17 protein-coding genes are annotated in these 20,174 nt (G+C 64.8%); 7 read left to right on the top strand and 10 right to left on the bottom strand.

Annotated features, from left to right (window positions below):
• Nucleotides 1-72 precede the first annotated feature (72 nt).
• The 3 genes from dbpA to yccS all read left to right on the top strand — a co-directional run bounded on the left by dbpA (nucleotide 73) and on the right by yccS (nucleotide 4,951).
• Entirely contained in the window at nucleotides 73-1,410 is a 1,338-nt protein-coding gene (gene dbpA, locus CC207_RS06655) for an ATP-dependent RNA helicase DbpA (protein ID WP_232108831.1), read from the top strand.
• A gap of 49 nt (nucleotides 1,411-1,459) precedes the next feature.
• Entirely contained in the window at nucleotides 1,460-2,641 is a 1,182-nt protein-coding gene (locus CC207_RS06650) for an NAD(P)/FAD-dependent oxidoreductase (RefSeq protein ID WP_028688314.1), read from the top strand.
• A 126-nt stretch (nucleotides 2,642-2,767) separates the two neighbouring features.
• On the top strand, nucleotides 2,768-4,951 hold the full coding sequence (yccS, locus tag CC207_RS06645; RefSeq protein ID WP_028688315.1) for a YccS family putative transporter: 2,184 nt from the start codon (nucleotides 2,768-2,770) through the stop codon (nucleotides 4,949-4,951).
• An 11-nt stretch (nucleotides 4,952-4,962) separates the two neighbouring features.
• Here the strand turns inward: yccS and CC207_RS06640 are convergent, their stop codons facing one another.
• Entirely contained in the window at nucleotides 4,963-5,700 is a 738-nt protein-coding gene (locus CC207_RS06640; protein ID WP_028688316.1) for an ABC transporter substrate-binding protein, read from the bottom strand.
• Nucleotides 5,701-5,911: 211 nt separating this feature from the next.
• On the opposite strand from CC207_RS06640, the gene CC207_RS06635 reads away from it, so the two are divergent.
• Nucleotides 5,912-6,364 (top strand): GNAT family N-acetyltransferase, encoded by a 453-nt coding sequence (locus CC207_RS06635; protein ID WP_088851765.1) that lies wholly within the window; start codon nucleotides 5,912-5,914, stop codon nucleotides 6,362-6,364.
• Between the two features lie 60 nt (nucleotides 6,365-6,424).
• Here CC207_RS06635 and CC207_RS06630 read toward each other — a convergent pair whose 3' ends face one another.
• The 9 genes from CC207_RS06630 to tkt all read right to left on the bottom strand — a co-directional run bounded on the left by CC207_RS06630 (nucleotide 6,425) and on the right by tkt (nucleotide 15,819).
• On the bottom strand, nucleotides 6,425-6,727 hold the full coding sequence (locus CC207_RS06630; protein WP_028688318.1) for a helix-turn-helix domain-containing protein: 303 nt from the start codon (nucleotides 6,725-6,727) through the stop codon (nucleotides 6,425-6,427).
• Nucleotides 6,728-6,741: 14 nt separating this feature from the next.
• Nucleotides 6,742-7,242 carry a M48 family metallopeptidase gene (locus CC207_RS06625; RefSeq protein ID WP_023631708.1) on the bottom strand — a complete coding sequence of 167 codons (501 nt, stop codon included), beginning with the start codon at nucleotides 7,240-7,242 and terminating at the stop codon, nucleotides 6,742-6,744.
• A 38-nt stretch (nucleotides 7,243-7,280) separates the two neighbouring features.
• A complete protein-coding gene (locus CC207_RS06620) occupies nucleotides 7,281-9,398 on the bottom strand; it encodes a bifunctional diguanylate cyclase/phosphodiesterase (RefSeq protein ID WP_088851764.1) in 2,118 nt (705 codons plus the stop codon).
• Nucleotides 9,399-9,604: 206 nt separating this feature from the next.
• Nucleotides 9,605-10,669 carry a class II fructose-bisphosphate aldolase gene (gene fba / locus CC207_RS06615; RefSeq protein WP_028688320.1) on the bottom strand — a complete coding sequence of 355 codons (1,065 nt, stop codon included), beginning with the start codon at nucleotides 10,667-10,669 and terminating at the stop codon, nucleotides 9,605-9,607.
• Nucleotides 10,670-10,769: 100 nt separating this feature from the next.
• On the bottom strand, nucleotides 10,770-11,099 hold the full coding sequence (locus CC207_RS06610) for an MliC family protein (RefSeq protein WP_028688321.1): 330 nt from the start codon (nucleotides 11,097-11,099) through the stop codon (nucleotides 10,770-10,772).
• A gap of 79 nt (nucleotides 11,100-11,178) precedes the next feature.
• On the bottom strand, nucleotides 11,179-11,397 hold the full coding sequence (locus CC207_RS06605; RefSeq protein WP_088851770.1) for a hypothetical protein: 219 nt from the start codon (nucleotides 11,395-11,397) through the stop codon (nucleotides 11,179-11,181).
• Between the two features lie 32 nt (nucleotides 11,398-11,429).
• The gene (locus CC207_RS06600) at nucleotides 11,430-12,593 is read right to left on the bottom strand and encodes a phosphoglycerate kinase (protein ID WP_028688323.1); all 1,164 of its coding nucleotides are present in this window, start codon (nucleotides 12,591-12,593) and stop codon (nucleotides 11,430-11,432) included.
• Between the two features lie 12 nt (nucleotides 12,594-12,605).
• A complete protein-coding gene (epd, locus tag CC207_RS06595) occupies nucleotides 12,606-13,667 on the bottom strand; it encodes an erythrose-4-phosphate dehydrogenase (RefSeq protein ID WP_028688324.1) in 1,062 nt (353 codons plus the stop codon).
• Nucleotides 13,668-13,821: 154 nt separating this feature from the next.
• Nucleotides 13,822-15,819: a transketolase gene (gene tkt / locus CC207_RS06590; RefSeq protein WP_028688325.1), complete on the bottom strand. Its 1,998-nt coding sequence runs from the start codon at nucleotides 15,817-15,819 to the stop codon at nucleotides 13,822-13,824.
• Between the two features lie 326 nt (nucleotides 15,820-16,145).
• Between tkt and CC207_RS06585 the strand changes: the two genes are divergently transcribed.
• The 3 genes from CC207_RS06585 (at nucleotide 16,146) to ligB (ending at nucleotide 20,164) form a co-directional block, all read left to right on the top strand.
• Complete coding sequence (locus CC207_RS06585) at nucleotides 16,146-17,138, top strand: metalloregulator ArsR/SmtB family transcription factor (protein WP_028688326.1); 993 nt, start codon at nucleotides 16,146-16,148, stop codon at nucleotides 17,136-17,138.
• 19 nt (nucleotides 17,139-17,157) lie between these two features.
• A complete protein-coding gene (gene metK, locus CC207_RS06580; RefSeq protein WP_028688327.1) occupies nucleotides 17,158-18,348 on the top strand; it encodes a methionine adenosyltransferase in 1,191 nt (396 codons plus the stop codon).
• Nucleotides 18,349-18,493: 145 nt separating this feature from the next.
• Nucleotides 18,494-20,164, top strand: coding sequence for an NAD-dependent DNA ligase LigB (ligB, locus tag CC207_RS06575; protein ID WP_088851763.1), 1,671 nt, complete (start codon nucleotides 18,494-18,496; stop codon nucleotides 20,162-20,164).
• Nucleotides 20,165-20,174 lie beyond the last annotated feature (10 nt).

Here is a 20,174-nt window from a genome sequence, read left to right as displayed (position 1 = left end):
TCGCTCCAGCCGCAGGCCCGCCTCGTGACCGTTGAAACCACCGCTTTTGCCACCCTACCGCTGTCCGCCGCCATGCTGGCCAACCTGGACGCCCTGGGCTACGCCTCGATGACACCAATCCAGGCCCAGAGCCTGCCGGTCATCCTCAAGGGCCAGGACCTGATCGCCCAGGCCAAGACCGGTAGCGGCAAGACCGCCGCCTTCGGCATCGGCCTGCTCAACCCGATCAACCCGCGCTACTTCGGCTGCCAGGCTCTGGTGCTGTGCCCGACCCGGGAGCTGGCCGACCAGGTGGCCAAGGAACTGCGCCGCCTGGCCCGCGCCGAGGACAACATCAAGATCCTCACCCTGTGCGGCGGCGTCTCGCTCGGCCCGCAGATCGCCTCGCTGGAACACGGCGCGCACATCATCGTCGGCACCCCGGGGCGCATCCAGCAGCACCTGGACAAAGGCACCCTGGTGCTCGACGGCCTCAACACCCTGGTCCTGGACGAAGCCGACCGCATGCTCGACATGGGCTTCTTCGACGCCATCGCCAGCATCATCCGCAAGACCCCGTCGCGCCGCCAGACCCTGCTGTTCTCCGCCACCTACCCGACCGGTATCGAGCAGTTGGCCAAGGACTTCATGCGCCAGCCGCAACAGGTCAAGGTCGAGGCCCTGCACAGCGACAGCCAGATCGAACAGCGCTTCATCGAGATCGACCCACAGCAGCGCCTGGAAGCGGTCACCCGCGTGCTCGGCCACTACCGCCCGCAGTCCTGCGTGGCGTTCTGCTTCACCAAGCAGCAGTGCGAGGACCTGGTCACCCACCTGACCGCCAAGGGTATCGTCGCCCAAGCACTGCACGGCGACCTGGAGCAGCGCGACCGCGACCAGGTGCTGACGATGTTCGCCAACCGCAGCAGCTCGGTGCTGGTGGCCACCGACGTGGCCGCTCGCGGCCTGGACATCGACGGCCTGGACCTGGTGATCAACGTCGAGCTGGCCCGTGACGCCGAGATCCACGTGCACCGCGTCGGCCGTACCGGCCGCGCCGGTGAGAAAGGCGTGGCGATCAGCCTGGTGGCCCCGGCCGAAGGCCACCGCGCCCAGGCCATCGAGGACCTGCAGAACAAGCCGCTGCGCTGGGAACAGCTGGACAACCTCAAGAGCAAGGGCGGCGAGCCGCTGCTGCCGGCGATGACCACCCTGTGCATTGGTGCCGGACGCAAGGACAAGCTGCGCCCGGGCGACATCCTCGGCGCGCTGACCGGCGATGCCGGGTTGCCGGGCAAGCAGGTGGGCAAGATCGCCATCTTCGACTTCGTGGCGTTCGTGGCGGTGGAGCGGGCGGTGGCCAAGCAGGCCATGCAGCGGCTGAACAGCGGCAAGATCAAGGGTCGCGCCCTGAAAGTCCGTATCGTCTGAAGACTTTTTGGGGCCGCTTTGCGGCCCCAGTTCTTGAAGAGGTAATTTCGTGCACTCCACCGACGTGATCATCCTCGGCGCCGGCGCCGCCGGCCTGATGTGCGCCCAGCTCAGCGCCCGCCGCGGGCGCCGGGTGCTGCTGCTCGACCACGCCAACAAGCCGGGCAAGAAGATCCTCATGTCCGGCGGCGGGCGTTGCAACTTCACCAACATGTACACCGAGCCCGCCAACTTCCTCTCGCACAACCCGCACTTCTGCAAGTCGGCACTGGCCCGCTACACCCAGTGGGACTTCATCGAGCTGGTATGCAAGCACGGCGTGGCGTACCACGAGAAGAAGCTCGGCCAGCTGTTCTGCGACAACAAGTCCAGCGACATCCTCGACATGCTCCTGGCCGAGTGTGACGAGGCCGGCGCCGAACTGCGCATGAACACCAGCATCGAGCGCATCGACAAGACCGAAGGCGGCTACACCCTGCAGACCAGCGCCGGTCCGTTCGCCTGCCAGTCGCTGGTGATCGCCACCGGCGGCCTGTCGATCCCGACCTTGGGCGCTACCGGCTTTGGCTACCAGGTCGCCCGCCAGTTCGGCCATGAATTGTTGCCGACCCGCGCCGGCCTGGTGCCGTTCACCATCACCGAGCCCCAGCTCAAGGCACTGTGCACCGAGTTGTCGGGCACCTCGCTGGACTGCGTCGCGAGCTGCAATGGCATGAGCTTCCGCGAGAATCTGTTGTTCACTCACCGCGGCCTGAGCGGCCCGGCGATCCTGCAGATCTCGTCGTTCTGGGAAGCCGGCGACACGGTGCAGATCAACCTGCTGCCTGATCGCGACGCGTTGGAGTGGCTGCAGGGCCAGCAAGTCGAGCGCTCCAACAGCGAGCTGAAGACAGTGCTGGGCGAGGTGTTCACCCGCAAGCTGGCCAACCTGCTGGCCGAGCAGTGGTTCGTTTCGAAACCCTTGAAACAGTACACGCCGGCAGAATTGACCCAGATCGCCGAGAAACTGTCGGCCTGGCAAGTGATCCCGGCCGGCACCGAGGGCTATCGCACCGCCGAGGTGACCTTGGGCGGAGTCGATACCCGCGAGGTGTCGTCCAAGACCATGGAATCGCTGAAGAGCCCTGGGCTGTACTTCATCGGCGAGGTGCTGGACGTGAGCGGGCACCTGGGTGGTTTCAACTTCCAGTGGGCCTGGGCTTCGGCCAACGCGGCGGCGCAGTTCGTGTAGAGTAGAATCCATTCAGCAGCACGGAACGCTTCTTGCTGGTCTGTGCTGGAGCGCCATTTTTGGGAGCTGCTGCGCGGCCCCAAGACAGCCTCGACGCTACTCAACCGATCTCAGCCCAGGGCCATCATGTCATCGAGCTCGTTCCGCCATTCATTGCGTCGCCTGTGGGGCCAAGACAAGTTCAGCTACGCCATCCGCGTGACCATCGCCCTCACCGGTAGCATGGCCTGGTGCTGGTACCAGAACGAGATGAGCCTGCTCATCCCGCTGTTCCTCGGCATCATCGCCAGTGCCCTGGCCGAAACCGACGATGGCTGGCAGGGCCGGCTCAGCGCCCTGCTGGTGACCCTTGGCTGTTTCGCCATCGCCGCGCTGTCGGTCGAGCTGCTGTTCCCCTACCCCTGGATCTTCGCCGTCGCCCTGGCCCTGGCGGCGTTTTCCCTGACCATGCTCGGGGCCTTGGGCGAACGCTACGGGGCGATCGCCTCGGCCACGCTGATCCTTTCGGTCTACACCATGATCGGCGTCGACCAGCGCGGCGGCGAAGTCAGCGACTTTTGGCACGAGCCGTTGCTGCTGGTCGCGGGCGCGGCCTGGTATGGCCTGCTGTCGGTGCTGTGGCAGGCGCTGTTCTCCAACCAGCCGGTGCAGCAGAGCCTGGCCAAGCTGTTCTTCGAGCTGGGCACCTACCTCAAGCTCAAGGCCAGCCTGTTCGAGCCGGTGCGCACACTCGACGTCGAGGCCACGCGCCTGGAGCTGGCCAAGCAGAATGGCAAGGTTGTGGCGGCGCTCAACGCGGCCAAGGAAATCATCCTGCACCGGGTCGGCAACAGCCAGCCGAACTCCAAGGTCAGCCGCTACCTCAAGCTGTACTTCCTGGCCCAGGACATCCATGAGCGGGTCAGTGCCTCGCACTACCCCTACAACGCGTTGACGGACGCCTTCTTCCACAGCGATGTGATGTTCCGCTGCCAGCGCCTGCTGCGCAAACAGGGTTCTTCCTGCCAGGAGCTGGCCCGCTCGATTCGCCTGCGCCAGCCCTTCGTGCTCGCCAGTGGCTACCCCGAGGCCCTGGAAGACCTCAATGCTTCGCTCGAGCACCTGCGCATCCAGAGCAACCCGGCCTGGCGCGGCCTGCTGCGCTCGCTGCGGGCACTGGCCGCCAACCTGGCCACCCTGGATCGGCTGCTCAGCGCCGCGAGCAACCCGGACAGCCTGGCCGACGCCAGCGACAGCAGCCTGCTCGACCGCTCGCCCCGCAACCTCAAGGATGTGTGGAAACGCTTGCGCACCCAGCTGACGCCGACCTCGCTGCTGTTCCGCCACGCCCTGCGCCTGTCGCTGGCGCTGTCGGTGGGCTATGGCATGGTGCACCTGATCCACCCGACCCAGGGTTACTGGATCATCCTCACCACCCTGTTCGTCTGCCAGCCCAACTATGGCGCGACCCGGCGCAAGCTGGTGCAGCGGATCTTCGGCACCGCCATCGGCCTGACCGTGGGCTGGGCGCTGTTCGACCTGTTCCCCAACCCGATCATCCAGTCGCTGTTCGCGGTGGTCGCCGGGGTGGTTTTCTTCGTCAACCGCACCACCCGCTACACCCTGGCCACGGCGGCGATCACCCTGATGGTGCTGTTCTGCTTCAACCAGATCGGCGATGGCTACGGCCTGTTCCTGCCGCGCCTGTTCGATACCCTGGTGGGCAGCCTGATCGCCATTCTCGCGGTGTTCCTGTTCCTGCCTGACTGGCAGGGCCGGCGGCTGAACAAGGTGCTGGCCAACACCCTGGCCTGCGCCAGCGAATACCTGCGCCAGATCATGCAGCAGTATGCCCATGGCAAGCGCGACGACCTGGCCTACCGCCTGGCCCGGCGCAACGCGCACAACGCCGACGCGGCATTGTCCACCACCTTGGCCAACATGCTGATGGAGCCGGGGCACTTCCGTAAGGAAGCCGATGTCGGCTTCCGCTTCCTGGTGCTGTCACACACCTTGCTCAGCTACCTCTCGGGGCTGGGCGCGCACCGCGACACGGTGCTGCCGACCGAGGTCCACGAGCAGTTGATCGATGGCGCCGGGCGGAGCCTGGCCAGCAGCCTCGACGAAATCGCCAATGGCTTGGCGGCGCGGTTGCCGGTGGCAATCCACAGCGACGCCGAGGAAGCCCTGGCCAACGCGCTGGAGCAGATGCCGGAGGAGCTGGACGAGCATCAGCGGCTGGTACAGACGCAACTGGCGCTGATCTGCCGACAACTGGGACCGTTACGGACACTCGCAGGGCATTTGATCAAGGAAGGCGAACCCGCCTGATCGCCCCGCGATCAGAACCCATGCTGGCGCAGCAGCCGGTCGTAGCTGCCGTCGGCCTTCATCGTGGCGATCGCCTTCTCGAAGCGGGCGACAATCTTCTGATGCTCCGGGTGCTTGAGGCTGACCAGGATGTGCAGACTGTTCTCGCTCAGCGGCGGGTCGACGAACGCCACCCCCTCCCGCACCGGCTGCGGCTCGCGCTGCAGGTTGTAACGCGCGACGTACTCGTCCTCCACTGCCAGGTTGACCCGGCCGGCCGCCAGCATGCGCACCGCGGACGAGAAGCTGCGCACCGGCACCTTGTTCAGGCGCTCGTCGCTGTCGAATTCTGGGGAGTAGGCGTAATCGCGCACCACGGCGATGGTGTAGGGATAAAGGTCAGACTGGCGTGCATAGGAGAACGCTTCGCCCTCACGCTTGAGCAGGCGGATGCGGTTGACCAGGTAGGCGCCCGAGAACTGGCCGATCAGGGTTCGCTCGTCGTTATACCAAGCGTTGATCAGCACATCGTAGCGCCCCTCGCCCACGCCCATCAGCGCCCTGGCCCAAGGCACCTCCTCGAACTCGATGGCGTAGCCGGCGCGGGTCAGCGCCGTGGTGACGATGCTGGTGGCCAGGCCGCCACCGGGCATGCTGGTGTCGGTAAACGGCGGCCAGCTGTCGGCCACCAGCCGCAGCTTGCCTTGGGCCAGGGCAGGCCCCGCGCACAACAGCCCGAGTAAACCAAGAACGCAAAGCAGTGGCCGCATGCTCAATTCCTTTCGCAGTTGGGGGCTCACGCTGGTGACGGCGGTCTCAACTAGCAACAGAGGTCCAGATTACACAAGCCGCATCCTGGCGACAGCGGGCGATAGTGTCATTTAGCCTCTATTTTGGCCGAGTGCCAGGTACCGTCATTCGATCTCGTCGAACCCAGCAGGATTTGCGATGATCGACGGTCAACCGAAGGAGTACCCATCCATGTCCATCGAGTGGATCTGCAAGCACCATGGCGACCTTGCCAAGGAACAACTCTACGCCATCCTGCAACTGCGCACCGAAGTGTTCGTGGTCGAGCAGCGTTGTGCCTACCAGGAAGTCGACGGGCTCGACCTGTATGGCGACACATTGCACCTGATGGGCTGGGACGGTGAGCGGCTGGTGGCGTACCTGCGCTTGCTCGATCCGCAATCGCAGGACGGCGAAGTCGTCATTGGCCGGGTGGTGACGTCCCCCGAGGCGCGCGATATGAAGCTGGGCCACCCACTACTGCTGAAGGGACTGGAAGCTGCCGGCCATTGCTGGCCTGGCGTATCGATCTATCTGTCGGCCCAGGCGCATTTGCAGGGGTTCTACGCTCGCCATGGTTTCGAAGCGGTCGGCGAAGAATACCTCGAGGACGATATTCCGCACATCGGCATGCGTAAAGGCTGAGATTGCCGGGAGCTCTGCGCGCACCATCGCGGGACAAGCCCGCTCCCACGGGGAGCCCTTTCAGGGATAACCCAACACTTCGCGCAGCTGGCGCAGGTGCTGGATGATCCACTGCTTGTCGATCGCCCCCCAGTCGCGGATGCGGTAATGCCCGGCATGGTTGCGCGCGCCGGCCTGCTGCTCGAACTCGCAGACGATATCCAGGTCGGCCAGGGCGGCGATGGTGTCCTGGGCGGTACGCCGCGGCATGCCGGTGGCCTCCATCAGCGCCGGCACGCTGGTGGCGGTCTGGCTGTCGATCAGCCAGGCCACGTAGAGGCGGCGGTAGAAGCTGCTGCGGGTCTTGCTCACTTCCGTGGTCATGGGGTGCTTGTCCCTCAGGTGTTGCCCGGCAGCTCCCGATAGGTCAGGTAGACGCGCAGGTCGAATTCCAGTTGATGGTAGTCCGGCTCCATGTGCTGGCAGAGCTGGTAGAAGGCCTTGTTGTGGTCGCGTTCTCTCAGGTGCGCCAGCTCATGCACCACGATCATGCGCAAAAACTGCGGCGCCGCCTCGCGAAACAGCGAGGCGACGCGGATTTCCTTCTTCGCCTTGAGCTTGCCGCCCTGCACCCTCGACACCGCCGTGTTCAGGCCCAGCGCCCGGTGGGTGAGGTCCAGGCGGTTGTCGAACAGCACCTTGTCCAGCGGCGGCGCACTGCGCAGGTACTGCTGCTTGATTTCCTGGGCATAGCCGTACAGTGCCTTGTCACTCTGCACGTCATGGCGCTCGGGGTAGCGCTGGCGCAGGTAGTCGCCCAGGCGATCGCTGGCGATCATCTGGCGCACCTGTTCCTGCAGGTGCGGCGGGTAGGCTTGCAGGTAGCGTAAGGCGGTCATGGCAGGCGTTCGGAACGGGAAGACGCGAGTTTAGCCAATCACGACGCCCATGGGAAAACCACCGGGAAGTTGCCGGCATCGCTGGCGGTCAGTGGACGGGCGACCAGGAACCCCTGCACGTAGGCGCAGCCGGCATCCTTGAGCCATTCGGCCTGGGTCTTGGTCTCCACGCCCTCGGCGATCACCGTGATGTCGTAGGCCGCGCACAGGCCAATGACGCTGCGCACCAGCGCGATGTCCGCCGCCGAGTCCGGCAGCCGCGCAACCAGGTGGCGGTCAAGTTTGAGGGTGTCGATGGGCAGGTCGCGCAGCATGCGCAACGAGCAATCGCCGGCACCGAAGTCGTCCAGTGCCACGCGAATACCCAGCTCGCGCAGGCGGTGCACCTGCTTCACCGCCGCGTCGATGTTGTACATCAGCGACGTCTCGGCCACCTCCACCTCCAGCTGATCGGGCTGCAGTTGGTGCTTGTCGATCACCTGGGCCAGTTCATCGACCAATCCAGGCATGGTGAACTGGGCGCGGCTCAGGCTGATGCCCAGCACCAGCTGCGAACCGAAGCGCTCGCTCCAGGCATTGCGCTGCGCGGCGCCCTTGCGATAGATCCAGCTGGCCAGGCGGTTGATCAGCCGCGCCTCTTCCAACAAGGGAATGAACAGCCCGGGGGGCACATCACCGACACTCGGGTGCTTCCAACGCAACAGCGCCTCGAAGCCGCGCAGCCGACCGTCGGCGAACGCCACCTGGGGCTGGTAGACCAGGCTGAAGTCGTTCTGCTCGATGGCCGTGCGCACGCTGTCCTCAAGCATCAGTCGTGAACGGGCGCGACCATTGAGTTCCTGGTCGTAGAAACGGTACTGCTGGCGCCCGGCCTGCTTGGCCGCATACATTGCGGCATCGGCCGCCCGCAGCAGGCCTTCCACGTTGGCGCCGCAGTCCGGGTAGGTGGCGATGCCGATGCTCACCCCCAGGTTGACCTCCAGGCCATCCACCTGCTGGAAGCTCGACATCCGCTCCAGCAGCTTCTCGGCATAGCGTCCGGCCTGCTCGGGGTATGGCAGTCCGTCGAACAACGCGGTGAACTCGTCACCGCCCATCCTGGCCAACAGCGCCTCGCTGCCCAGGCACTCCTTGAGCTGATCGGCCACCCAGCGCAGGACCTTGTCGCCGGCCTCATGGCCGAGCAGGTCGTTGATCCGCTTGAAGCCATCCAGGTCCATGTACATCAAGGCCTTGGCCTTGTCCGAGCGCTCGTTGCGCAGCAGCGCGCTCTCGGCGGCCTGGTAGAACCCGCGGCGGTTGAGCAGCCCGGTCAGCGGGTCGGTGACCGCCTGGTATTCGAGCTGCTGGTGCAGGTTGCGCACCACGGACATGTCCAGCACCGTCACCACCATGGCCTTCTGTTCGGCGGGCAGCGGCGCGCAGGACAGCGCCACCGGCACCAACTGGCCTGCGAGTGTACGCAGCTGGGCGTCGTGCACGCGGAAGATCTGCCGGCCCAGGTAGGCCTGGTAGAAGTCCGACTCGTGCCACAAGTTGGCGCAGGGCAGCTGGATCAGGTCCAGCATGTGCGCGCCCTGCAACTTGTCCACCGGGGTATCGAGCAGGCGCGAGACGGCCGGGTTGGCGAAGCCGATGCAGCCCGACTCGTCCACCACCAGAATGCCCTCGGCGGCGTTCTCCAGGATCGAGGCATTGAAGGCCCGCGCCGATTCCAGTTCGCGGGTCAGGCGTTGCAGCATGCGCCGGTTGCGCTGCTGCTCCAGCTGGGCCTGGACCTTGGGCTTGAGAATCTGCGGGTCGAAGGGTTTGAACAGGTAGTCCACAGCACCGCTGGCATAGCCTTTGAGCACCGCCGCCTCGGACTGTTCATTGGCGGTGAGGAAGATGATCGGGGTTAGCCGCGTGCGTTGGCTGCCGCGCATCAGGCGGGCCACCTCGAAGCCGTCCATTTCGGGCATCTGCACGTCGAGCAGGACCAGGTCGACTTCGTGTTCGAGCAGGGTGCTCAGGGCTTCCATCCCTGAACTGGCGGTCAGTACCTGCCAATCCTGGCGGGACAGCAAGGCCCGCATGCTGATGAGGTTTTCCGGGTAGTCGTCTACGACCAGCAGCACCGAGCTGCTTTCCGGTGATTGTGAATAAGCGCCATCCATGCTGCTTCTCTTGGTAAGTCCAACTGCGACTTGTGATTGGATCCGATTATTACTCTAGACTCGGCCCCCGAAGACGCAATGCAGGCAGATGGCCGTAAGCCATCTGAACCGATGTTAGCCGACTAACGGTATAAGCGGTGGGCAGTCGACATACGGGCACAAAAAAGCCCGCATCGCTGCGGGCTCCTTCGTTGAACGGTGCCGGATCAGTTGATCTTGGCCGCCAGTTCACCTTTGGCATAACGCTGGAACATGCCTTCGAGGGTGATCGGCTTGATCTTCGAAGCATTGCCGGCGGTGCCGAAGGCTTCGTAGCGGGCGATGCACACGTCACGCATGGCCTTCACGGTCTCGGCGAAGAACTTGCGTGGGTCGAACTCGCTTGGGTGCGCAGCCATGTAGCGACGGATGGCACCGGTGGACGCCAGACGCAGGTCGGTATCGATGTTGACCTTGCGCACGCCGTACTTGATGCCTTCGACGATTTCCTCGACCGGTACGCCGTAGGTCTCTTTGATATCACCACCGAACTCGTTGATGATCTTCAGCCATTCCTGCGGTACCGACGAGGAACCGTGCATCACCAAGTGGGTGTTGGGGATGCGCTTGTGGATTTCCTTGATGCGGTCGATCGCCAGGATGTCACCGGTGGGTGGCTTGGTGAACTTGTAGGCGCCGTGGCTGGTACCGATGGCGATGGCCAGGGCATCGACCTGGGTCTTCTTGACGAAGTCGGCGGCCTCTTCCGGGTCGGTCAGCATCTGGCTGTGGTCCAGAATGCCTTCTGCGCCGACGCCGTCTTCCTCGCCGGCCTGACCGGTTTCCAGGCTGCCCAGGCAGCCCAGCTCACCTTCCACCGACACACCGCAGGCGTGGGCGAACGCCACGGTCTGCTGGGTGACGCGGACGTTGTAGTCGTAGTCGGACGGGGTCTTGCCGTCTTCCTTCAGCGAGCCGTCCATCATCACCGAGCTGAAGCCCAGCTGGATCGAGCGCTGGCACACGTCTGGGCTGGTGCCGTGATCCTGGTGCATGCACACCGGGATGTGCGGGAACTCTTCGATGGCGGCCAGGATCAGGTGACGCAGGAACGGGGCACCCGCGTACTTGCGGGCGCCGGCCGAGGCCTGGACGATGACCGGAGAGTCGGTGGCGTCTGCGGCTTCCATGATGGCGCGCATCTGCTCGAGGTTGTTGACGTTGAAAGCCGGAACGCCGTAGCCGAACTCGGCGGCGTGGTCCAGCATCTGGCGCATGCTAATGAGTGCCATTGTGTATCTCTCTCCCGACAAGCGTCGTTTGTTTCATGCAAGCCTGCCGCAGGGGCGGTTGCTGTTCAAGTAGTGTGGGCCATCTACACGGCCCGGCCAGTCACGGTGCCTTGCAGCCCCGCCCAATCAGATCGTTGGTCGCCACCCAATACACCAGGCCTTCGTCACCTTTGGTGTGGAAGGCCAGCATGCCATCGCTGTACAGCGCGCCGGAGGCACCCGGCTCGGCCTTGAGCCGATGGACTTGGTCGCCGCCGCCGAGACGGACATCGACTGTGTCCTGCTGCGCGTCGGCGAAGCGCCACAGCACTTCGGCCTGGCTGTCGCAGACCCAGCGGGTCCAGTTGTCCGCCGGGGCCGTTTGGGCCGGCTGCAGCAGCGAGCAGCCTGCCAGGATCGCCAAGGCCAGTGCGGCCAGAAGCACTTTCATCAAACTACTCCGCTGGGGGCTGCGCCGCAGCCCCGGTATTCAAGACCACGAAACCCTTGCCAGGTTGCCAACCACCCGATCAAGGGCAGCCCGGGGCCTTGCGCTGGTGTTCGTCGTCGTACTTTTCCAGGCCGTCCGGACCCAAGCGCTTGTTGATCACCGGTGCCGTCTCCGCCTGCCACTGGGACTGGTAGCAACCACCCTTGGGCGGCTGCGCCGGATCGGCCTCGCTGCCCTTGTTGCTGGAACAGGCGCTCAGCAACAAGGCCACGATCATCACAGGCAATTGCTTGACCATCAGGTCGCTCCCTTTGCCAGGCGCCTTCACGCTCAGGCCTTGGCCCGCTCTTCCAGGATTGCCACGGCAGGCAGGACCTTGCCCTCGACGAACTCGAGGAACGCGCCGCCACCGGTGGAAATGTAGGAGATATCGGCACCCACGCCATACTTGTCGATGGCCGCCAGGGTGTCACCGCCACCGGCGATGGAGAACGCGGCGCTGTCGGCGATGGCCTTGGCCAGGACCTGGGTGCCGTTGCCGAACTGGTCGAACTCGAACACACCGACCGGACCGTTCCAAAGGATAGTCTTCGAGGTCTTGAGCAATTCGGCGAACTGCTCGGCGGTCTTCGGACCGATGTCCAGGATCATGTCGTCGGCAGCCACATCGGCGATCGCCTTGACGGTGGCTTCGGCGCTCTCGGCGAATTCCTTGGCGACCACCACGTCCACTGGCAGCGGTACGCTGACCTTGGCGGCGATGGCCTTGGCGGTCTCGACCAGGTCAGGCTCGTACAGCGACTTGCCGACCGGGTGACCGGCGGCGGCAAGGAAGGTGTTGGCAATGCCGCCACCGACGATCAGCTGGTCGCAGACCGCGCTCAGGCTGTTCAGCACGTCCAGCTTGGTCGACACCTTGGAACCGGCGACGATGGCAGCCATCGGCTTGGCCGGAGCTTTCAGGGCCTTGCCCAGGGCATCCAGCTCGGCGGCCAGCAGGGGGCCTGCGGCGGCGACCTTGGCGAACTTGGCGACGCCATGGGTGGAACCCTCGGCGCGGTGGGCGGTACCGAAGGCGTCCATCACGAACACGTCGCACAGGGCGGCGTATTTCTGCGCCAGCTCGTCGGCGTTCTTCTTCTCGCCCTTGTTGAAGCGCACGTTTTCGAACAGCACCAGGTCACCGGCCTGCACCTGAACGCCGTCGAGGTAATCGGCGACCAGCGGCACGTCGCGGCCCAGGGCCTTGCTCAGGTAATCGGCAACCGGCTTGAGGCTGTTCTCGGCGGAGAACTCACCTTCGGTCGGGCGGCCCAGGTGCGAGCAGACCATCACCGCCGCGCCCTTCTCCAGGGCCAGCTTGATGGTCGGCAGCGCTGCCAGGATACGCGCGTCGCTGGCTACCACACCGTCCTTCACAGGGACGTTGAGGTCTTCGCGAATCAGTACGCGCTTACCTTGCAGGTCGAGGTCGGTCATCTTCAACACGGTCATGAATGCAGTCCTTCAGGGCTGTTTGCTGCGGGTTGGGTGTACGACGTGCAGATAGTGTTCGGCGACGTCGAGCATACGGTTGGCAAACCCCCATTCGTTGTCGAACCAGGCCAGCAGGTTCACCAGGCGAGGGCCTGAGACGCGGGTCTGGCTGGCATCGACGATGGCCGAATGCGGGTCATGGTTGAAATCACAGCTGGCGTGGGGCAGCTCGGTGTAGGCCAGCAAGCCTTTCAGCGGGCCATCCAGGGCAGCCTCGCGCAGCACCCGGTTGACTTCCTCGGCGCTGGTATCGCGGGAAGTCTGCAGGGTGATGTCCAGGCACGAGACGTTGACGGTCGGCACGCGTACCGCTTTGGCCTGGATTCGCCCGGCAAGTTCCGGCAGCAGGCGTTCGATACCCCGGGCCAGGCCGGTGGACACCGGAATCACCGACTGGAATGCCGAACGGGTGCGACGCAGGTCTTCGTGGTGGTAGGCGTCGATCACCGGCTGATCGTTCATCGCCGAGTGGATGGTGGTGATCTGCACGTATTCGATGCCAAAGGCTTGGTCCAGCACGCGCAGCAGCGGCACGCCGCAGTTGGTGGTGCAGGAGGCGTTGGACACCAGCAGTTCGCTACCGGTCAGGCAATCCTGGTTGACCCCATAGACCACCGTGGCGTCGATGTCCGCCTCGCTGGCCATGGGCTGGGAAAACAGCACCCGTGGCGCGCCGGCATCGAGAAAGCGCTGGCCGTCGGCACGGGTGTGGTAGGCGCCGGAGCATTCCAGCACCAAGTCAATGTCCAGGGCGGCCCAGTCGATGCCTTCCGGGGTAGCGCTGCGCAGCACTTTCACGCAGTCGCCGTTGATATGCAGACAGTCGCCGTCAACCTTCACCTCGCCGGGGAAACGCCCGTGGGTGGAGTCGAAGCGCGTCAGGTATTCCAGACTGGCCTGGTCGGCCAGGTCGTTCAGCGCGACGATCTCGAAACCGGCCTTCGCCCCCCGCTCGAACAGTGCGCGTAGGACACAGCGGCCGATGCGGCCGTAACCGTTGAGTGCAACTTTGTAGGGACGCGGGTGGGGCATTCGATGGCTCGCTAACGCATGATGGCTTTGGGGGCCGCGTTGCGGCCCATCGCGACGCAAGGCCGCTCCCACAGGGTACGGTGTACGCCATACCTTGTAGGAGCGGCCTTGTGTCGCGAAACGAGGGCAACGCCCTCGCCTCGCACAGTCTGAATCAGTCTTCCAGCAGCTCTTCGGCGGTGCCCAGGATGTTGTCCAGGGTGAAGCCGAATTCCTCGAACAGCGCGCTGGCCGGGGCCGACTCGCCGTAGGTGGTCATGCCGATCACGCGGCCTTCGAGGCCGACGTACTTGTACCAGAAGTCAGCGTGAGCGGCTTCGATGGCGATACGCGCGCCAACTTCCAGCGGCAGTACCGACTGCTTGTACGCGGCATCCTGGGCGTCGAACACGCTGGTGCTCGGCATCGACACGACACGGACCTTGCGGCCTTCAGCGGTCAGCTTGTCAAAGGCCTGAACGGCCAGGCCCACTTCGGAGCCGGTGGCGATCAGGATCAGCTCAGGCTCGCCGGCGCAGTCCTTGAGCACGTAACCGCCACGGGCGATATCGGCGATCTGCTGGGCGTCGCGGGTCTGATGCTGCAGGTTCTGGCGCGAGAAGATCAGCGCCGACGGGCCGTCCTTGCGCTCCAGGGCATGCTTCCAGGACACGGCGGATTCCACCGCGTCGGCCGGGCGCCAAGTGTCCAGGTTCGGCGTGCTGCGCAGGCTGGTCAGCTGTTCGATAGGCTGGTGGGTCGGGCCGTCTTCACCCAGGCCGATGGAGTCGTGGGTGTAGACGTGGATCACACGCTGCTTCATCAGTGCCGACATGCGCACGGCGTTGCGGGCGTACTCCATGAACATCAGGAAGGTGGCGCCGTAGGGCACCAGGCCGCCGTGCAGGGCGACGCCGTTCATGATGGCGGTCATGCCGAACTCGCGCACGCCGTAGAACACGTAGTTGCCGCTGGCATCGTTGGCTTCGACGCCCTTGCAGCCTTTCCACAGGGTCAGGTTGGAGCCGGCCAGGTCGGCGGAGCCACCGAGGAACTCGGGCAGCAGCGGGCCAAAGGCGTTCAGGGTGTTCTGGCTGGCCTTGCGACTGGCGATGGTCTCGCCCTTGGCGGCAACTTCGTTGATGTAGGCCTGGGCCTTCTCGGAGAAGTCGGCTGGCAGGTCGCCTGCGGCGCGGCGCTTGAACTCGGCGGCCAGCTCAGGGTAGGCCTTGGCGTAGGCGTCGAAACGCTGGTTCCACTCGGCCTCGACCTTGGCGCCGGCTTCCTTGGCATCCCACTCGGCGTAGATGTCGGCAGGGATTTCAAATGGGCCGTGGTTCCAGTTCAGTTCCTTGCGCGCCAGGGCGATTTCGTCGTTGCCCAGCGGTGCGCCGTGGCAGTCTTCCTTGCCCTGCTTGTTCGGCGAGCCGAAGCCGATGATGGTCTTGCAGCAGATCAGGGTCGGACGATCGCTCTTTCGCGCGGTCTCGATGGCGGTCTTGATCTCGTCGGCGTCGTGGCCGTTGACGTTGCGGATCACCAGCCAGTTGTAGGCCTCGAAGCGCGCCGGGGTGTTGTCGGTGAACCAGCCGTGGACTTCACCGTCGATGGAGATGCCGTTGTCGTCGTAGAAGGCGATCAGCTTGTTCAGACCCAGGGTGCCGGCCAGCGAGGCGACTTCATGGGAGATGCCTTCCATCATGCAGCCGTCGCCGAGGAACACGTAGGTGTTGTGGTCGACGATGTCGTGGCCTTCACGGTTGAATTGGGCGGCCAGCACTTTTTCCGCCAGGGCGAAGCCCACGGCGTTGGCGATGCCCTGGCCCAGCGGGCCGGTGGTGGTCTCGACGCCCGGGGTGTAGCCATACTCCGGGTGACCCGGGGTGCGGCTGTGCAGCTGGCGGAAGGCCTTGAGGTCGTCGATGTTGACGTCGTAGCCGGTCAGGTGCAGCAGCGAGTAGATCAGCATCGAGCCGTGGCCGTTGGACAGCACGAAGCGGTCACGGTCGGCGAAGCTTGGGTTGCTCGGGTTGTGCTTCAGGTAATCGCGCCAAAGCACTTCGGCGATATCCGCCATACCCATGGGGGCACCTGGGTGGCCGCTGTTGGCCTTTTGCACGGCATCCATGCTGAGGGCACGAATGGCGTTGGCACGTTCACGACGGCTGGGCATCGCTGAGTCTCCTGGGGCTTGAAATAAGTGGTGAAGCGAAAAAGGCGACCATTTTCGCCCACAGGGGGGGCCGGGGGCAATGACGTATGGTCGCAGTCGGGCTTTTTTCCTGTGATTGATTGGCAAAAGAGCAGAAAAGCGGGGTTGTGGGAGCGAGCCTGCCCCCGCGATGGCGTCAGCCCTGGCCCATCCCCCCGTCTGATCTGACGCCATCGCGGGGCACACCACTCCCACGAGGCATCCCTGGAAGCCACTGATCAGGCAATATCAAAACTTTTTGATATTGCTATTGCGACGACAGCATCCCCTGTCTAGACTCCCGCCCCATGAACTTCAATGCGCCCGTCACCCCACAACGCAGCGACGAACTGGCCGCCCTGTGCAAGGCCGGCGGCGACCCTCTGCGCCTGAACGTACTGCGCGCATTGGCCAACGACTCGTTCGGCGTGCTGGAATTGGCACAGATCTTCGACATCGGCCAGTCGGGCATGAGCCATCACCTGAAGGTGCTGGCCCAGGCCGAGCTGGTGGCGACCCGTCGCGAGGGTAACGCGATCTTCTACCGCCGTGCCCTGCCCGATAGCCAGCGGCTGGGCGGCCGCCTGCATGCGGCGCTGCTCGATGAAGTCGACAATTTCGCCCTGCCTCAAGCAGTGCAGGCCCGCATCGCCCAGGTACAGCAGCGTCGCGCCGCCACCAGCCAGGATTTTTTCCTGCGCGTGGAAGAGAAATTCCGCGCCCAGCAAGACCTCATCGCCGGCCTGCCGCAATACCGCGAGAGCCTGCTGGCACTGCTCGACAAGCTGAGCTTCGAGGATGGCGCCAGCGCCCTTGAGGTCGGCCCCGGCGACGGCGGTTTCCTACCCGACCTGGCCAGGCGCTTCGAGCAGGTCACGGCCATGGACAACAGCCCGACCATGCTAGAGCTGGCCCGCCAGGTATGCGAGCGCCACGCACTGAACAACGTCAACCTGCAGTTGGCCGATGCACTGGGTGCAACGGATGTGGAAGCTGACTGCGTTGTGCTGAACATGGTCCTGCACCATTTCAGCGACCCGGCCCAGGCCCTGCGCCTGCTGGCCAGACGGGTGAAAGCGGGCGGAAGCCTGCTGGTCACCGAGCTGTGCAGCCATGACCAGGGGTGGGCCCGCGAAGCCTGCGGCGACCTGTGGCTTGGCTTCGAGCAGGACGACCTGGCCCGTTGGGCCAACGCGGCAGGGCTGGCCCCAGGGGACAGCCTCTACGTGGGCTTGCGTAACGGTTTCCAGATCCAGGTCCGGCATTTCCAGCGGGCCACTGGCGACATTCAACATCGGTAAATTTCAGGAACCCATCGAGATGAGCGAATACTCCCTTTTCACCTCCGAGTCCGTGTCCGAAGGGCATCCGGACAAGATTGCCGACCAGATCTCCGACGCGGTGTTGGACGCCATCATCGCCCAGGACAAATACGCCCGCGTGGCCTGCGAGACCCTGGTCAAGACCGGTGTCGCGATCATCGCCGGTGAAGTCACCACCTCGGCCTGGGTCGACCTGGAAGACCTGGTGCGCAAGGTCATCATCGACATCGGCTACAACAGCTCCGACGTCGGCTTCGACGGCGCCACCTGCGCCGTGATGAACATCATCGGCAAACAGTCGGTGGATATCGCCCAGGGCGTCGACCGCTCCAAGCCGGAAGACCAGGGCGCCGGCGACCAGGGCCTGATGTTCGGCTACGCCAGCAACGAGACCGAAGTGCTGATGCCTGCGCCGATCTGCTTCTCGCACCGCCTGGTCGAGCGCCAGGCCGAAGCGCGCAAGTCCGGCCTGCTGCCTTGGCTGCGCCCGGATGCCAAGTCGCAGGTCACCTGCCGTTATGAAAACGGCAAGGTAGTGGGCATCGATGCCGTCGTCCTGTCGACCCAGCACAACCCTGAGGTGTCACAGAAAGACCTGCAGGAAGCGGTGATGGAATTGATCGTCAAGCACACCCTGCCGGCCGAGCTGCTGCACAAGGGCACGCAGTACCATATCAACCCGACCGGCAACTTCATCATCGGTGGCCCGGTGGGCGACTGCGGCCTGACCGGCCGCAAGATCATCGTAGACTCCTACGGCGGCATGGCCCGCCACGGTGGCGGCGCGTTCTCCGGCAAGGACCCGTCCAAGGTCGACCGCTCTGCAGCCTATGCCGGCCGCTACGTGGCCAAGAACATCGTCGCCGCCGGTCTGGCCGAGCGCTGCGAGATCCAGGTGTCCTACGCCATCGGCGTGGCCCAGCCGACCTCCATCTCGATCAACACCTTCGGCACCGGCAAGGTTTCCGACGACAAGATCATCCAACTGGTGCGCGAGTGCTTCGACCTGCGTCCTTACGCCATCACCACCATGCTCGACCTGCTGCACCCGATGTACCAGGAGACCGCGGCCTACGGCCACTTCGGCCGTACTCCGCAGCAGAAGACCGTCGGCGACGACACCTTCACCACCTTCACCTGGGAGCGCACCGACCGCGCCGCCGCCCTGCGCGACGCAGCTGGCCTGTAAACCTCCTACAGCAGTAACGGAAAGCCCCTGCCGAGTGATCGACAGGGGCTTTTTCGTGACATATCGGCTGACAAATCCCCGCCGCTGCCCACACCGTCACCCGCCTAGGCTAAGGACACTTTCCCGCCTTGCAAGGATGCCGGCCATGCCATTGCTGCTGATCTTCATTGCACTGCTGTTGCACCACCCCGTCGCCCAGGCAAGCACCTGCCCGGCCTGGGACACGGCGCAGGCCGAGGCCGAGGTCGCCCAGCTGCGTGCCACCCTCGCCCACTGGGACGAGCAGTATCACCGCCAAGGCGTCGCCCTGGTGGCCGATGAGCTCTACGATCAAAGCCGCCAGCACCTGCTGGAGCTTCAAGCCTGCTTTGGCCTCTCCCACAGCGACTCCCCGCTGGCCAGCGCACGCGGCACAGCCCCCCACCCGATACCTCACACCGGCGTCGGCAAGCTCGCCGACGAGCAGGCCGTAGCCCGATGGCTGCAGGGCAAACGCAATGTCTGGATGCAGCCGAAGGTCGATGGCGTCGCGGTCTCGCTGATCTACCGCCAAGGCCAGCTGACAGGCCTGCTCAGCCGTGGCGATGGAATACTGGGGCACGATTGGAGCCGGCACATCCCCTTGCTGAGCGGCATCGTGCAGCAACTTTCCCAACCGCTGGACGCGGTGTTCCAAGGCGAGCTGTACTGGCGCCTGAACAACCATGTGCAGGCCGAGGCAGGCAGCGCCAATGCCCGCGGCACCGTCGCCGGGATGCTGGCACGCACGCGGATGAGCGAAGAGCAGGGCGCAAGCATCGGACTGTTCGTCTGGGACTGGCCACACGGCCCGGATAACCAGGCCGAGCGCCTCGCACGCCTGGCAGCACTGGGCTTCACCGACAGCCAGCGGCTGAGCGTGGCCATCGATGGCTTTGCCGAAGCCGCGCGCTGGCGCCAGCACTGGTACCACTCGCCCCTGCCCTTCGCCACCGACGGCGTGATCCTGCGCCAGGACAGTCGCCCGGCGGCGCAGCGCTGGCGCGCCCAGGCGCCCTATTGGATCGCTGCCTGGAAATACCCCTTCACCCAGGCCCTGGCGCAGGTCAGGGATGTGCAGTTTCGAATCGGCCGGACCGGGCGCATCACACCCTTGCTGATATTGCAGCCAGTGACCCTGGACGACCGCCGGATAAACCAGCTCAGCCTCGGCTCGCTGGCGCGCTGGAAGGAGCTGGATATCCGCCCAGGTGACCAGATAGCGGTCAGCCTGGCCGGCATGACTATCCCACGCTTGCATAGCGTGGTGCATCGTGCCGCTCGACGCCCCATCGTGCAGGCTCCGGATCCGGCGACCTACGACGCCTTCAGCTGCTGGCAGGCAGTCGAGGGATGCCAGCAGCAGTTCATCGCCCGCCTTGCCTGGTTGAGCGGCAAGCAGGGCCTCGACCTGCCTGGCATGGGGGCCGAAACCTGGAAACGCCTTGTCGAAAGTGGCCACATCGTGCAGTTGACCGATTGGCTGAGCCTCGATCAGAAGCAGCTGCTCGAGGTACCCGGGATCGCCGAGGCACGAGCCAGGCAATTGCATGCGGCTTTCGCCCAGGCCCGCCAACAGCCCTTCCAGCGTTGGCTGCGGGGCCTCGGCATACCCGCGCCGTCCAGCCTGCAACTGGGCCCCGACTGGCCCACACTGGCCTCCAGAAACATCGAGCAATGGCTTGCCGAACCTGGCGTCGGGCCCGGTCGTGCCGAGCAACTGCAGGCTTTTTTCGCCCACGAGCAGGTCCAGGGACTTGTCGGAAACCTGCGCAACCATGCAATCGAGGGTTTCTAATTTGCGCGGA

Origin of the sequence: Pseudomonas sp. DrBHI1, assembly GCF_002205115.1 — a bacterium.
Classification (GTDB): Bacteria; Pseudomonadota; Gammaproteobacteria; order Pseudomonadales; family Pseudomonadaceae; genus Aquipseudomonas; species Aquipseudomonas mosselii.
Note: the sequence above shows the minus strand (reverse complement) of the source record. Positions and strands in the feature narration are given on the sequence as shown.

Excerpts from the sequence above, each read along its gene's own strand:
- dbpA (WP_232108831.1), top strand. The coding sequence starts at position 73 with ATGCTGGCCAACCTGGACGCCCTGGGCTACGCCTCGATGACACCAATC.
- yccS (WP_028688315.1), top strand. The coding sequence starts at position 2,768 with ATGTCATCGAGCTCGTTCCGCCATTCATTGCGTCGCCTGTGGGGCCAA.
- CC207_RS06640 (WP_028688316.1), bottom strand. The coding sequence starts at position 5,700 with ATGCGGCCACTGCTTTGCGTTCTTGGTTTACTCGGGCTGTTGTGCGCG.
- CC207_RS06635 (WP_088851765.1), top strand. The coding sequence starts at position 5,912 with ATGTCCATCGAGTGGATCTGCAAGCACCATGGCGACCTTGCCAAGGAA.
- CC207_RS06630 (WP_028688318.1), bottom strand. The coding sequence starts at position 6,727 with ATGACCACGGAAGTGAGCAAGACCCGCAGCAGCTTCTACCGCCGCCTC.
- CC207_RS06625 (WP_023631708.1), bottom strand. The coding sequence starts at position 7,242 with ATGACCGCCTTACGCTACCTGCAAGCCTACCCGCCGCACCTGCAGGAA.
- CC207_RS06620 (WP_088851764.1), bottom strand. The coding sequence starts at position 9,398 with ATGGATGGCGCTTATTCACAATCACCGGAAAGCAGCTCGGTGCTGCTG.
- fba (WP_028688320.1), bottom strand. The coding sequence starts at position 10,669 with ATGGCACTCATTAGCATGCGCCAGATGCTGGACCACGCCGCCGAGTTC.
- CC207_RS06610 (WP_028688321.1), bottom strand. The coding sequence starts at position 11,099 with ATGAAAGTGCTTCTGGCCGCACTGGCCTTGGCGATCCTGGCAGGCTGC.
- CC207_RS06605 (WP_088851770.1), bottom strand. The coding sequence starts at position 11,397 with ATGGTCAAGCAATTGCCTGTGATGATCGTGGCCTTGTTGCTGAGCGCC.
- CC207_RS06600 (WP_028688323.1), bottom strand. The coding sequence starts at position 12,593 with ATGACCGTGTTGAAGATGACCGACCTCGACCTGCAAGGTAAGCGCGTA.
- epd (WP_028688324.1), bottom strand. The coding sequence starts at position 13,667 with ATGCCCCACCCGCGTCCCTACAAAGTTGCACTCAACGGTTACGGCCGC.
- tkt (WP_028688325.1), bottom strand. The coding sequence starts at position 15,819 with ATGCCCAGCCGTCGTGAACGTGCCAACGCCATTCGTGCCCTCAGCATG.
- CC207_RS06585 (WP_028688326.1), top strand. The coding sequence starts at position 16,146 with ATGAACTTCAATGCGCCCGTCACCCCACAACGCAGCGACGAACTGGCC.
- metK (WP_028688327.1), top strand. The coding sequence starts at position 17,158 with ATGAGCGAATACTCCCTTTTCACCTCCGAGTCCGTGTCCGAAGGGCAT.
- ligB (WP_088851763.1), top strand. The coding sequence starts at position 18,494 with ATGCCATTGCTGCTGATCTTCATTGCACTGCTGTTGCACCACCCCGTC.